Below are 12477 nucleotides of genomic sequence, written 5' to 3' on the forward strand. Positions count from 1 at the left end.
TGGTGTCCCCGGAGGTGCCGGGTCGAGGAGGCGTCGAACAGCCCGTGGGTGGCTATGGCGTGCAGGTCACGTTGGTGTTGGTCCTGGTGTTGGTGAACGCGGTCTTCGCGGGCAGCGAGATGGCCCTGGTGTCGCTGCGGGAGAGCCAGTTGCAGCGGCTGGAGCGGACGTCGCGGGCCGGAGGGGTGCTGGCGAAGCTGGCCCGGGATCCGAACCGGTTCCTGGCCACGATCCAGATCGGCATCACGCTCGCCGGGTTCCTCGCCTCGGCGGCCGCGGCGGTGTCGCTGGCCGCGCCGCTGGTGCGGCCCCTGGGATTCCTCGGTACGGCGGCGGAGCCCGTGTCGATCGTGCTGGTCACCGTCGTGCTGACCTTCGTCACCCTGGTCTTCGGCGAGCTGGCACCGAAGCGGATCGCGATGCAGCGGGCGGAGGGCTGGGCGCTGCTGGTCGCCCGTCCCCTGGACGCGTTGTCGGCGTTCACCCGGCCGGTGGTGTGGCTGCTGGGCAAGGCCAGTGACGCCGTGGTGCGGTTGACCGGCGGTGACCCGCGGGCCCGCCGGGAGGAGGTCACCACCGAGGAGCTGCGGGACATGGTCGCCGGGCAGCGCAGCCTCACCCCCGAGCACCGGATGATCATCTCGGGGGCGTTCGAGGTGGCCGAGCGGATCCTGCGGGAGATCCTCGTCCCGCGCCGGGAGGTGGTCACCCTCTCCGCGTCGCTGTCGGCGCCACAGGCGCTGCGGGAACTCGGCGCGTCGGGGCAGACCCGCGCGCCGGTGGTGGGCCGCGGCGGCCTGGACGACACGGTCGGCGTGGTGCACATGCGGGACCTGCTCGACCGGGAGGGCCCGGTCACCGACCAGGTGAGCCCGGCGATGTACCTGCCGGAGACGCTGAAGGTGACCGACGCGATCCGGGAGATGCGGTCACAGCGTCAACAGTTCGCCCTCGTGGTCGACGAACGGGGCGCGATCGACGGCATCGTGACGATGGAGGACCTGGTCGAGGAGATCGTCGGGGAGATCTACGACGAGACCGACCGGGACGTGCAGGCGGTCGTCCGGGCACCGGACGGCTCTCTGCTGATGCCGGGTGGTTTCCCCCTGCACGACCTGCCGGACGTGGGCGTGGACCTCAGCGAGGACGACCTGGAGGCCGGTGACTACACGACGGTGGCCGGCCTGGTGCTGGCCCGTCTCGGTCACATCCCCAAGGCGGCCGGCGAGGTCGTCGAGCTGCCGGGGCTGACCGCCGAGGTGGCGGAGGTGACCGGGCGGGCGATCACCCGGGTACGCCTGCGCGTCACCTCGCCCGGCGGTGTCGGGCCGGGGGACGACCCGGGTCGCTGACCCGCGCCGCCCCTGACCCGCGCCGCCCGCCCGGCGTCGGTCAGCAGCCGAGGCGCGTGCTGGACAGGGCGATGTCGTCGATCCACAGGTCGAACTCCGCCGGGGTGGTGCCGCCCTGGTAGAGCTGCCAGCCGATCTTCACCGTGTCGACAGTGGGCAGGACGAAGGGTACGTCGTTGCCGCCGTGGTCGTGGGTGGAGGCGGTCAGCTCCGGGTTGGCCACCCCGTCGATCCACACCGCCACCCGGTTGTCCGCCCGGTCGAGTTTCCACTCCACGCACTGCCAGGTGTCCTCGACCACCGGGGCGGACTCCCGCCAGTTGGTCCAGTCGCCGGTCGGCCCACCGTCGGCGCCCACTCCCCAGAAGACGCCGGGGACGGTGGGGGCGTACTGACCGCCGATCGGCCGGACCACCTCCGCGCTGCCGGTGCCGGTCGCCTCCACCAGGGTGAAGTGCGCCCAGTCGGGGGCGGTCGGGAAGGCGTCCACGCGCAGCCGCATACGCCCGTAGAAGCGGTTGCCCGGCGCGGCGAAGTCGTCGACCCGCAGGAACGCCCGTCCGTTGTCGACGGTGCGTACGTGCAGCACCTGGTTGCCGCGCTTGGCGCGTTCGACGGTGAGCGTGCCGTTGCGGGTGTCGATGCCCCAGTTCAGGCTGCTGGCACCGCCGGTTGGCAACCGCTCGAAGTCCTCGCAGAACAGCAGACGGTCGGTGCAGGAACCGCGGTGGGCGGCGTTGGCGGCGTCGGACGGGACGCTGCCGGCGGTGGCACCGAGCAACAGGGTGGCGGCCACCGCGGCGATCAGGTTACGCATGTTCTCCTCCAGGGGTCGGTGCCGTCCGACGCGGGGCCGGCCGGATGGGGTTGGGAGCGTTCCCATGTATAGCAGAACGTGAATTTCTGCGTGGGGGAGTCGGTGCGGCTCGCCGACCGGCGGGCCGAGGCGGGCTGTGGACGGTCATGGGCCGGAGGCCGTCCCGTCGGACGAAGATCTCCCGCCGCCTCGTGGCGTCGCCGGTCGCGTCCAGCTCGTAACCGTCGAGCCAGACCCAGCCGTGGTAGGTGATCAGGTCTTCGCGGACCCGGATCACCCGGAACATGATCGGCTTGAGGAACTGCACGCTGGCGGCTCGGGTGACGTGCAGGAGGTCGCCGGCCTTGAGGTCGGGCGTCACCGGCTGAACCGTCGCCAGGCCGCTATCCGGGTCCGGGCCGTCGCCACCCTCGGGCACCAGCCGCCGAGGTGGCAGGCAGGGCACCGGTGGTGTCGGTGCTGGTCGAGTACCCGCCAGGCCGCCCGGATCAACACCGGCAACCGACGGCCGGTCACGGTTGCGGCCAGTTCTCGCGGCGGATCGGGATCGGGCGACGCCCGCCGCAGGGGAGGTCCCGCCCGCATCGGCAGGTGGTCCGCTTCAGGATGTGGTTCCACGCCGGGGCGTGTGTCCGGGCCAGGCTCAGGGCGACGGCCGCCAGGTATTCGTCGTAGGTGATCCGTTCACCCATCGCGCCCTCCCTCCACTGAGGGGGCGTGGCGGCCGGGCCACGCACGGTCATCCGACCACCACACCCTGCAACACCGTCTCACGCAAGCAGGTAATCCGCAATATGCGAACCGCTGCTTTGCGTAAGGCCCTTATGTGAAACGAAGTTAGGTTTTCCGCATGGCAAGATGACGGCTATGCCTCCCCGTCAGAGCCCTACGGTCAGACGCCGACGCCTGGCGCTTACCCTGCGACAGCTCCGCGACAGAGCAGGGATTACGTCAGCGGAAGCGGCGAGGCGTGTCGACCACGACGCGAGCTGGCTCAGCCGAATCGAGACGGCCGAGGTTCGGCCACACCCAAACGACGTGCGAGCCCTGCTGTCGCTGTACGGCGTGGAGGGTGCCCAGGCCGAAGCGGTAATCGCGGTAGCCCGTCAGGCGAAACAGCGTGGTTGGTGGCAGCGGTACACCGACGTCCTGCCGGACTGGTTCGCCGAGTACGTCGGGATGGAGTCCGAGGCCTCCGTCATTCGCACCTACGAGTGTCAGATGGTCCCCGGCCTGTTGCAGACCGAGCAGTACGCGCGGGCAGCCTTCGAGGGTGCGCCGGTTCCGATGCGAGGCGACGAGGTCGAGCGCCAGGTCGCATTGCGGTTGGAGCGGCAAGCCATCTTGACGGGGGAGGACCCGCCGATGCTGCGGGTGGTCATCGATGAGGGCGCGGCCCGTCGGGTGGTGGGCGGTCCGGAGGTACTGCAACAGCAGCTCGAACGACTGGTGGAGGAGTCGACGCGGAGCAACGTCCACGTTCAGTTGCTGCCCTACTCGGCCGGCGTTGGGTTCGATGGAAGCTTCGTGATTCTCGATTTTCCGCCGATGCCCGAGCCCTACCCGGACGCCGCCGAGGAACGCATGGTCTACGTGGACACTTTGACCGGGGCGCTGTACCTGGAGCGGCCAGGGGAGATCACCGCCTACGCTGCGGCGCACGAACAACTACAAGCCCTTGCGCTGGCACCCAAACCCACGCGAGATACGCTGCGTTCGATCGCGGCAGACCTGACGGGCTAGGAGGACACAGCATGGACCTGTCTCGCGTCACCTGGCGTAAGAGCACCAGGTCCGGCTCCAGCGGAAACTGCGTCGAGGTCGCCACGCTGTCCCCGACCGTTCTGGTCCGGGACAGCAAGGACCAGCATGGGCCGGTTCTATTGGTTGCCTCAGGACAGTGGACCGGCTTCGTCAAGGGGATCAAGGCCGGCACCTTCGGGTAGCAGGATCAGCGCAGGTCGCCGCCTATGGCGAGGCGTGGGCCATCATGGAGCGGTCTGCGCTTACCGAAGCGCAGTCCCGGAAGCTCATGGCGTCGATCGCAGAGGAACAGTCATGACCACGCTCACCTGGAAGAAGAGCACGCGTAGTAACGCCGGTGGGGACTGCGTCGAGGTTGCCACACCACCCCAGCTCGTCCTGGTCCGGGACAGCAAGGACCAGCAGGGGCCGGTGCTGTCGTTCACCTCCGGACAGTGGACCGGCTTCGTCCGAGGGATCAAGGTCGGCACCTTCGACGCGTGAACAACGGCCCCGGGTGTGGGCGGAAGTCCACACCCGGGCCAGCCGTCGCCCACGACGCCACGTACCCCGCTCAGCCCTGATAGTGGTGGTCGACCAGCAGGTAGAGGCCGACGGCCGTGCCGACGACGACGATCACGGCCCGCAGCAGGGTCGCCGGTAGGCGGCGCGCCCACCGGGCACCGACGTACCCGCCGGCGATGGCGGCCGGGGCGAGCAGCGCGGCGGCGGCCCAGTTCACCGGCCCGAACAGCCCGAAGACGCCGATGGTGGTCACCCCCATCATCCCGGACAGGAGGTTCTTCAGCGCGTTGATCCGGGCCAGCGTGGTGTCCAGGGCCAGGGTCAGCCCGGAGATCAGCATCAGCCCGAGCGCCTGGGCGAAGTAGCCGCAGTAGACCGAGGTGACTCCGACCACGGCGTGCAGGGTCCAGGCCCGACGGCGCGGCCCGAGGTCGCGGGGATGACCGACCAGCCGCCACAGTGGACCCTGCAGGGCCAGCATCGCGGTCGCCCCCAGCACCAGGAACGGTACGACCGTCTCGAAGACCCGGGCCGGCGTGCCCAGCAGGATCAGACAGCCGGCCAGGGTGCCGACGACGGTGGTGGGCAGCAGGAGCGCCCACTGGCGTACCTGAGGCAGGTCGCTGCGGGTGGCCACGGCGGCGGTCAGGTTGCCGGTGCAGAGGGCGACCGTGTTGGTGACGGTCGCCGCCACCGGCGGGATTCCGACCGCGATCAACGCCGGGAAGCTGAGCAGTCCGCCGCCTCCGGCCATCGCCCCGATGGCCCCGGCGGCGAAACCGGCGGCCAGCATCAGCACCACCTCGACCGGATCCACGCCTGGGACCCTAGGCGTCCGCGCTGGCGGACGTTGTCCCGCCCACCGGCGCGTGAGCCTCGGTCAGTCGGCGCTGTGGGCGTGCCGGGCGGCCCGTTCGGCCAGCCACAGCCAGCGGCGCTGCACCTCGCCACCGGTGGCGGCGACCATCGCCAGGGCGTCACCGCGTACGGCGGTCAGCGCCTTGGCGTCGGCGGCCGGGTCCTCCACCAGGGCCGCGCCGTCGCGGAACGCCTCGGCCTCGGCCGACCCGCCGAACCGGGGGGCCACCTCGTCGCGCCAGAAGTCGGCCCAGGTCAGCTCGGGATTCCAGGAGAACCGGGCGTACGCCAGGTAGCTGACCTCGTTGGTCGGGTGGTACGCGGAGGCCTCGGCGAAGATGGTCAGCCCGCGCATGCCGGCGGCGGCGGTCCGGGTGGCCATGTCGGTGTACATCTCCGGCACCCAGGAGTGCCGCTGCCGGTTCCACTGTGATCCGGCGTGGGTGCGCAGCACGTTGGTGGTGTGCGGCAACGCCGAGACGTGTTCGGCAGTGAGCCGGTCACGGTTGTCGTACCAGAAGCCCCGGTTGACGCAGTACTGGTAGGCCACGTCGTCGGGTAGGTCGGCCAGCGGGCGTTGGGCGTCGAGGTCGAAGATGTTGTCCCAGTAGACCTCGACCAGGTGGCGCAGGGGCACCCCGGCCGGTCCGGGCCGTCGGGCGGTGTCCAGCAGCGTCGGATACACCGACCGCATCGCCTCGTACGACCAGGAGGTCCGTTCCCCGCCGGTGCGCTCGACGCACCGCGCGCAGGCGCAGCTGCCGTAGTCGCCGGTCTCGAAGTTGATCCCACCCACCGGCAGGGTGTCCAGCAGCCAGTCGATGGCGTCGCGGTGCCAGGCCAGGTTGTCCGGCTGGGACGGGCAGGCGGCCATCATGTACTCGCTGGCCGGGAAGTGCAGGTCACCGAACTCGTCGATGTCGAAGCCGACCTTCTTCGGCAGTTCGGCGGCCAGGTCGGGGCGCTGCCGCAGCCAGGTGGCGAGGTTGTAGCGGTGCCGGCCGTCGAAGTAGATGCCGCCGTAGGCGTTGATCCCCACCCCGGCGATGATCCGCACCCCCCGGGCGTTGGCGTACTCGCACAGCTCGCGGGCCGCCTCGACGCCGCCGTGGGCGTCGCGCAGCAGCCCGTAGACCACGATGCCGCCGATCCGCTCCCGGCTGCAGAAGTCGACAAGCCGCCGGTAGTCGGCCCCGAAGGCGTCGACCCCCTTGGCGTACGGGTTCAGGGCGCCGATCTCCTGCTGGCCGAGCTGCCGCAGGTCCCAGTTGGTGGAGTGGTCCCAGGTCCACAGGGTCCGCAGGGCCAACCCCGGCGCGCTCTCGACGGTGCCGACGGGCAGGCCGGCCGGGGTGGTCCGGGCCAGCAGGTCGCGTACGGCGTGGACCAGGCCGGCGAACGGGTCACCGACGATGCGGATCTCCCCGGTCTCGCCGACCTCGACCCGGAACGCGCCCTCGGCAAGGGTCGGGTCGGCGGTGAACGAGACCGGTGTGTCGCCGGTGCCGAGGGCGTCGGTCAGCAGCCCGGCGGCGTACGGCGCGTGGTCGGCGCCGGTGACCCGGACTCCGGTGACCTGGCGGTGTGTCGACATCAAGACCTCCCGAGGGACGGCGGGGTGGCGGCGAGGAATTCGACCACCTCGATGGCCGTCCACACCCGGTGTTGCCAGTACGGATCGTGTTCGAGCAGGGTGCGGGCCGCCGTCGCGTCGGCCGCCCGCAGCACCAGCACCGAGGCGCGCAGGTCGGCCCGGGCCCCGGCGACCAGCGCGGTGCCGCTGGCCAGCAGCGCGCCGACGTGGTCCAGGTGGGCGGCCCGGTACGGCTCGCGGCGGCGGGCCGCGTCGGCGGCGAAGGTGGCGGTGACCAGCCAGGTGGTTTCGAACCTCACGAGTCGGCCCCGATCGCGCCCACCAGTCGTTGCAGGGCCACCCGGTAGACCGTCTGTGGGCGGCCCGCCCCGGTGCTGACGTGCACCCCGACCTCCTCGGCGAAGCCGGCCGCCCGCAGCGACTTGAGCAGCCGGCGGGCCGAGCGGGTCTCCACCCCGTACGCGTCGGCCAGCCCGCGCGCGGTGACCTGGTGCGGGTCCATCTGGTGCAGCGCCTCCAGCAGCCGTCGGGTGGACAGCGGGCCGAGTCGCAGCTGTTCGGAGACCCGCAGCACCCCGGGGGTGGTCTCGCGCAGCCGCTGCTTGACCGCGCTGGAGCGGGTGGAGTAGATGTCGCCGTCGGGGAAGACCACGTGGGTGTCGCCGGCCCGGCCCAGCGCCAGGGCCTGGCGGGCGTTGGCCTCGGCGGCGGCGATGGTGGTGCCCGCGCCGAAGCCGACGGTGTGTTCGCCGTCGACGCCGCGCAGGGTGAGCAGCGAGGCGTGTCCGGCCCGGTGCCGGGCGATGGCGCTCTCCACGGTGCCCCGGGTGGTGGTGATCAGCAGGGTCCGGTCGTCGATGGCCGCCAGCCGGCCGCGCATCCGCTCGGCGTGCTCCAGCAGCGCCTCGCGCAGCCGGAGCCGCTGCCGTTCGACCTGGTACGGGTCGAGCTGCCGGTGGGTCGGGTCGCTCACCTCGACCAGCATCACCGCGATCTGGGTGGCGCGGGACTGGCGTACCTCGGCGGCCTGCCAGGCCCGGCGCAGCGCGTCGCGCACCGAGGCCCGGGTGTGCTCGACCCGCCACACCGGCACCCCGTGCTCGCGCAGCTCCTGGTGTACCGCGCCGAGGCAGGTCAGGCAGGCCTCGACCGCCCCGGCGGCGTAGCGTTCCCGGTGGTACGCGGCGATGTCGGCCAGCCCGGAGAAGAGCAGCCCGGAGGAGTCGGCGATGGGCAGGATCTCGGTGGGCGGGGTCAGCTCGATGTCGTGGTACGTCTCCCGGACGGTGTCGGCCTCGATGGTGTCCACACTGACCGTGGGCAGCCGCCCGCCGCCGGCCAGCAGCATCCGCGACAGGGTCCGGTACAGGTCGATGCCGGCGTGCCGGATGTAGTCGATCTCGGCGCGCAGCCCACCGGTGGCGGCGGCGAAGGCGTACGGAATGCGGCCGGTGAAGAGCAGCACCTGGCACAGGTCGTCCAGCTCCCGGGCCAGCTCGGCGGCCTGCTCGGGGTTGGTGTAGACGCGGACGGTCACCTCGTCGGCACGTCCCTCGCCGGCGGCCACCTCCTGCACGAGCCGGATCGAGTCCTCCGGGCCGATGATCCCGATCACGATGCTGCCTCCACGTCGTCGCCCTGGCCGTACGGTCGGGCTGCTCAGCCGGTGTAGACGGTGCCGGCGATGCCGGCGGCGACCGGCGCGGCCAGCAGCGTCAGCACCGACGCCACGTCCTCGGGGCGACCCAGGGCCGCCTCGATCCGGGTGACCTGACCGCTGTCGGTGCCGTTGGCCCGCGCCTCGTCCAGCGACCGTCGCATCAGCGGCGTGTCGATGTCGCCCGGACAGAGCGTGTGCACCCGGATCCCGCGTGGACCGAGCTGGCGGGCCAGCGTCAGCGCCAGGCCGTGCAGTCCTCCCTTGCTCGCGCCGTAGGGTACCGACCCGCTGCCGGCGAGCACGCCCGCCTTGGAGCCGACCAGCACGAGCACCCCGTCGCCGCCGCCCAGGTGCCGTACGGCGTGCTTGGCGACCAGGAACGGCCCGGTGAGGTTGACCGCGACGACCCGTTGCCACAGCTCCAGCGGCAGGTCGGCGACGTCGGTGCCCTGCCCGCGCATCACGCCCGCGACGTGCAGCACCGCGTCGAGGCCGCCGAGGTCGGCGGCGGCGGCGTCCAGCGCGGCGGCTACCTGCGGCTCGGCGGTGACGTCGACGGTGTGCGCGTAGGCGTCCGCCCCGGCCGCCCGGGCCTGCGCGGCGGCCTCGGCGGCACCGTCGGCGTCGGCGTCGAGCACCGCCACGGCCGCGCCAGCCGCGGCGGCGGCCCGGACGGTGGCCAGGCCGATGCCGGATGCGCCTCCGACGACGACCACCCGGCGGCCGACCAGCAGGCCGGCCGCCGGGTTGTCGCCGGTCACCGCTGGACCGTCCGGCGGACCGCCGCCACGATGTGCTCGGCCTCGGGGACCACGGCCTTCTGCAGGGCCGGCGCGGCCGGCATCGGCACGTCCGGTGCGGCCACCCGGGCCACCGGGGCGCGCAGGTCGGCGAAGCACTCCGACGCCGCGCGGGCGGCGATCTCCGCGCCGAAGCCACCGGTCAGGTTCGCCTCGTGGGCGACGACCAACCGGCCGGTGCGCGACACCGACGCCCCCACCGTGTCGAAGTCCAGCGGGTTCAGCCAGCGCAGGTCGACCACCTCGGTCTCGATGCCCTCGGCGGCGAGGGTGCCGGCGGCGGCCAGCGCCGCCGGGACCATCCGGGACCAGGCCACCACGGTCGCGTCGGCGCCCTCGCGGACCACCCGGGCCCCGCCGACCGGCTCCACCGGCGCGTCGGTGCGGACCGGCCCCTTGCTCGGGTAGAGCATCCGGGCCTCCGCGACCACCACCGGGTCGTCGCTGGTCACCGCGGTGCGCAACATCTGGTACGCGTCGTCCGGGGTGGCCGGCAACGCCACCCGCAGCCCCGGGGTGTGCGCCAGGTACGCCTCGATCGAGTGGGAGTGCTGGGCGCACGCCCCCGGCGAGTAGCCCTGCTGCATCCGGATCACCAGCGGGGCCCGCCACCGGCCGGCGCTTGCGTAGTGGATGTTGGCGATCTGGTTGACCAGCTGGTCCATCGCCACGAACGTGAAGTCGGCGTACATGATCTCGGCGATCGGCCGCAGGCCGGTCATCGCCGCGCCGAGGGCCATGCCCAGGAACCCGGTCTCGGAGATCGGGGTGTCGAAGATCCGCTCCGAGCCGAACCGCTTGTGCAGACCCTTGGTCGCCCCGAACGGCCCGCCGGGCAGGGCGACGTCCTCACCGAAGTAGACGGTGTCGGTCCGGCTGTCCAACGCCCAGGTCAGGGCGGCGTTGACGGCCTGGATGTAGCGCAGCGACTCAGACATAGACGTGCTCCTTGGCGGTCGCCGGGTCCGGGTACGGCACCTCGCGGGCGGCGGTCACGGCGGCCTCCACCTCGGCGGCCACCTCGGCGTCGACGGCGTCGAGCCGGGCGGTCAGCTCGGCGTCGGCGGCGGCCCGGATCCGGGCCAGCGGCTCCCGCTCGCGGGCGGCGGCGATCTCGCCGGCCGGCCGGTAGTGCTGCACGTCCCCGCTGTAGTGGCCGACCAGCCGTTCGGTCATCGCCTCCACGATCGACGGTCCGGCGCCCTCCCGGGCCCGGGTGACCGCCTCGGCGACGGCCTCGGCGACCGTGTCGGGGTCGTTGCCGTCCACGACCCGGCCGGGGATGCCGTATCCGGCGGCCCGTTCGGCGAGCTGCCGGACCCGGACCATGTCGGAGATCCGGGACATCTCCGAGTAGACGTTGTTCTCCACCACCAGCACCAGCGGCAGGTCCAGCACGGCGGCCAGGTTGATCGCCTCGTGCACGTTGCCCTGGTTCATCGCGCCGTCACCGATGCTGACCACGCTCACCGCGCCGCTGCCCGTGCGCTGGGCGGTCAGCGCCGCCCCGGTGGCGATCGGCACGCCGGCGCCGACGATGGAGTTCTCCCCGACGAACCAGCGGCCCGGGTCGGAGAGGTACGGCGAGGCCGACCGGCCGCCGTTGACGCTGGAGTCGCGCCCCATCATCTCGGCGAACAGTCCGGTCATGTCCACGCCCCGGGCCAGCGCCCAACCGTGGCCCCGGTAGGTCGCGGTGACGTGGTCGCCGTCGCGCAGCGCGCGGGCCGCGCCGACCGGGATCGCCTCCTGACCGTTGCACAGGTGGATCGAACCCGGGATCTCGCCGTCGTCCTTGAGGGCGGCCAGCCGCTCCTCGAACCGGCGGATCCGGGCCATCGCCCGGTAGTCGTCCGGCAGACCCATCACACCCCCAGTGAAGAATTAGAGCCCTATTCTGGCTCGTTCGGATTGGAGCCTAGACCAGGCACGTCATGCTATGGAAGAGTGCGGGAGCAAGTTTGTGGCCGTTATAGGGCTCTAATTTGGGGGCAGCATGGAGATCACCGCCGTCGAGTCGGTGGTGCGGGGCGACGCGCACTTCGTCGCGGTGCACACCTCGGCCGGACTGGTCGGCGTCGGCCAGTCCGCCTGCTGGGGCTATCCCGACGCGGTGCACGCCGTCGTGCGGACCTTCCGGCCGCACCTGCTCGGCGCGGACCCGGACCGCATCGAGCACCACTGGCACCACCTCTACCGGATGGGACCGTTCCGCGGCTCGGTGCTCACCGCCGCGGTCTCCGCGATCGACCTCGCCCTGTGGGACCTGCTCGGCAAGCGCCTGCAGGTGCCGGTCTGGCAACTGCTCGGCGGGCGGGTCCGCGACCGGATCCGGCTGCACCTGCTGCTGCCCGGCACCGGCGCCGACGCCCTCGCCGCTCAGGCCGCCGCCGCGGTCGCCGACGGCTTCACCGCGGTCAAGTTCGACCCGCTGCCGGCGAACTACGGCGACCTGTCGCTGGCCCGGCTGGTCACCGAGACCGCGGCGACCACCGCCGCCGTGCGCGACACCGTCGGACCCGACGTCGACCTGCTCATCGAGCTGCACCGCAAACTCACCCCGTTGCAGGCCGAGGTGGTCGTGCCGGCGGTGGGCCGGCTGCTGCCCCTGATGGTCGAGGACCCCGTGCAGATCGACAGCGTCAGCAGTCAGGCCGAGGTCGCCCGGCGGGCCCTCGGGGTGCCGATGGCCAACGGGGAACGGCTGCACACCATCTGGGAGTTCAAGGAGCTGCTCGCCCAGGGTGGCGCCCAGTACGTGCGCCCCGACCTCGGCCTGGCCGGCGGGATCAGCCACGCCCGTAAGATCGCCGCGCTGGCCGAGTCGTACCACGCCGCCGTGGTCAGCCACAACTGCCTCGGCCCCCTGCTCACCATGGCCTCGGTGCAGCTGGACACCGCCATCTCCAACTTCGTCACCCAGGAGTACTCACCCCTGGACGACACCCTCGCCGACGGCCCGGCCCGGCCCTGCGTGCGCCGCGAGGGCGGCTACCTGCCGGTGCCCACCGAACCCGGTCTCGGCGTCACCCTCGACCTCACCGACGAGACCCCCCTCGACCTCACCGGCCGCCCCCTCACCCGCATCCCGCTGCGCGCCGACGGCTCCGTCGCCTACGCCGTCTAGC

At 72.3% G+C, this 12477-nt stretch carries 14 protein-coding genes and 1 pseudogene; 5 read left to right on the forward strand and 10 right to left on the reverse strand.

The features are described 5' to 3' along the window. The first annotated feature begins 44 nt into the window (after positions 1-44). The gene (locus GA0070617_RS13760; RefSeq protein ID WP_091437247.1) at positions 45-1352 is read left to right on the forward strand and encodes a hemolysin family protein; all 1308 of its coding nucleotides are present in this window, start codon (positions 45-47) and stop codon (positions 1350-1352) included. 40 nt (positions 1353-1392) lie between these two features. Here GA0070617_RS13760 and GA0070617_RS13765 read toward each other — a convergent pair whose 3' ends face one another. From GA0070617_RS13765 to GA0070617_RS13775, 3 genes and pseudogenes are all read right to left on the reverse strand, one after another. After that, entirely contained in the window at positions 1393-2169 is a 777-nt protein-coding gene (locus tag GA0070617_RS13765; protein ID WP_091437250.1) for a hypothetical protein, read from the reverse strand. Between the two features lie 103 nt (positions 2170-2272). After that, a pseudogene (locus GA0070617_RS32400) lies at positions 2273-2530 on the reverse strand (hypothetical protein); the annotation flags it as partial. 151 nt (positions 2531-2681) lie between these two features. Next, entirely contained in the window at positions 2682-2861 is a 180-nt protein-coding gene (locus tag GA0070617_RS13775) for a hypothetical protein (protein WP_091437253.1), read from the reverse strand. 175 nt (positions 2862-3036) lie between these two features. Here GA0070617_RS13775 and GA0070617_RS13780 point away from each other — a divergent pair, with 175 nt between their 5' ends. The 3 genes from GA0070617_RS13780 to GA0070617_RS13790 all read left to right on the forward strand — a co-directional run bounded on the left by GA0070617_RS13780 (position 3037) and on the right by GA0070617_RS13790 (position 4416). Further along, positions 3037-3912, forward strand: coding sequence for a helix-turn-helix domain-containing protein (locus GA0070617_RS13780; protein WP_229688495.1), 876 nt, complete (start codon positions 3037-3039; stop codon positions 3910-3912). A gap of 11 nt (positions 3913-3923) precedes the next feature. After that, complete coding sequence (locus GA0070617_RS13785) at positions 3924-4115, forward strand: DUF397 domain-containing protein (protein WP_091437257.1); 192 nt, start codon at positions 3924-3926, stop codon at positions 4113-4115. A gap of 112 nt (positions 4116-4227) precedes the next feature. Continuing rightward, positions 4228-4416, forward strand: coding sequence for a DUF397 domain-containing protein (locus tag GA0070617_RS13790; RefSeq protein ID WP_091437259.1), 189 nt, complete (start codon positions 4228-4230; stop codon positions 4414-4416). 70 nt (positions 4417-4486) lie between these two features. Here the strand turns inward: GA0070617_RS13790 and GA0070617_RS13795 are convergent, their stop codons facing one another. From GA0070617_RS13795 to GA0070617_RS31065, 7 genes are all read right to left on the reverse strand, one after another. Continuing rightward, positions 4487-5254 (reverse strand): sulfite exporter TauE/SafE family protein, encoded by a 768-nt coding sequence (locus GA0070617_RS13795; protein WP_373868378.1) that lies wholly within the window; start codon positions 5252-5254, stop codon positions 4487-4489. A gap of 63 nt (positions 5255-5317) precedes the next feature. Then, the gene (locus tag GA0070617_RS13800; protein WP_091437261.1) at positions 5318-6889 is read right to left on the reverse strand and encodes a hypothetical protein; all 1572 of its coding nucleotides are present in this window, start codon (positions 6887-6889) and stop codon (positions 5318-5320) included. After that, entirely contained in the window at positions 6889-7188 is a 300-nt protein-coding gene (locus GA0070617_RS30555) for a YciI family protein (protein ID WP_091437263.1), read from the reverse strand. The genes GA0070617_RS13800 and GA0070617_RS30555 overlap by 1 nt, the downstream gene beginning before the upstream one ends. After that, positions 7185-8504, reverse strand: coding sequence for a helix-turn-helix domain-containing protein (locus tag GA0070617_RS13810; RefSeq protein WP_091437267.1), 1320 nt, complete (start codon positions 8502-8504; stop codon positions 7185-7187). The genes GA0070617_RS30555 and GA0070617_RS13810 overlap by 4 nt, the downstream gene beginning before the upstream one ends. A 44-nt stretch (positions 8505-8548) precedes the next feature. After that, positions 8549-9310, reverse strand: coding sequence for an SDR family oxidoreductase (locus GA0070617_RS13815; RefSeq protein WP_091437269.1), 762 nt, complete (start codon positions 9308-9310; stop codon positions 8549-8551). Continuing rightward, positions 9307-10287, reverse strand: a complete 981-nt coding sequence (locus GA0070617_RS31060) for an alpha-ketoacid dehydrogenase subunit beta (protein ID WP_217628807.1) — start codon at positions 10285-10287, stop codon at positions 9307-9309. The genes GA0070617_RS13815 and GA0070617_RS31060 overlap by 4 nt, the downstream gene beginning before the upstream one ends. Beyond that, positions 10280-11215 carry a thiamine pyrophosphate-dependent dehydrogenase E1 component subunit alpha gene (locus GA0070617_RS31065; protein ID WP_217628930.1) on the reverse strand — a complete coding sequence of 312 codons (936 nt, stop codon included), beginning with the start codon at positions 11213-11215 and terminating at the stop codon, positions 10280-10282. The genes GA0070617_RS31060 and GA0070617_RS31065 overlap by 8 nt, the downstream gene beginning before the upstream one ends. Positions 11216-11345: 130 nt before the next feature. Between GA0070617_RS31065 and GA0070617_RS13825 the strand changes: the two genes are divergently transcribed. Then, the gene (locus GA0070617_RS13825) at positions 11346-12476 is read left to right on the forward strand and encodes a mandelate racemase/muconate lactonizing enzyme family protein (RefSeq protein WP_091437271.1); all 1131 of its coding nucleotides are present in this window, start codon (positions 11346-11348) and stop codon (positions 12474-12476) included. Position 12477 lies beyond the last annotated feature (1 nt).

This window comes from Micromonospora yangpuensis (assembly GCF_900091615.1).
In the GTDB taxonomy this organism is placed as follows: Bacteria; Actinomycetota; Actinomycetes; order Mycobacteriales; family Micromonosporaceae; genus Micromonospora; species Micromonospora yangpuensis.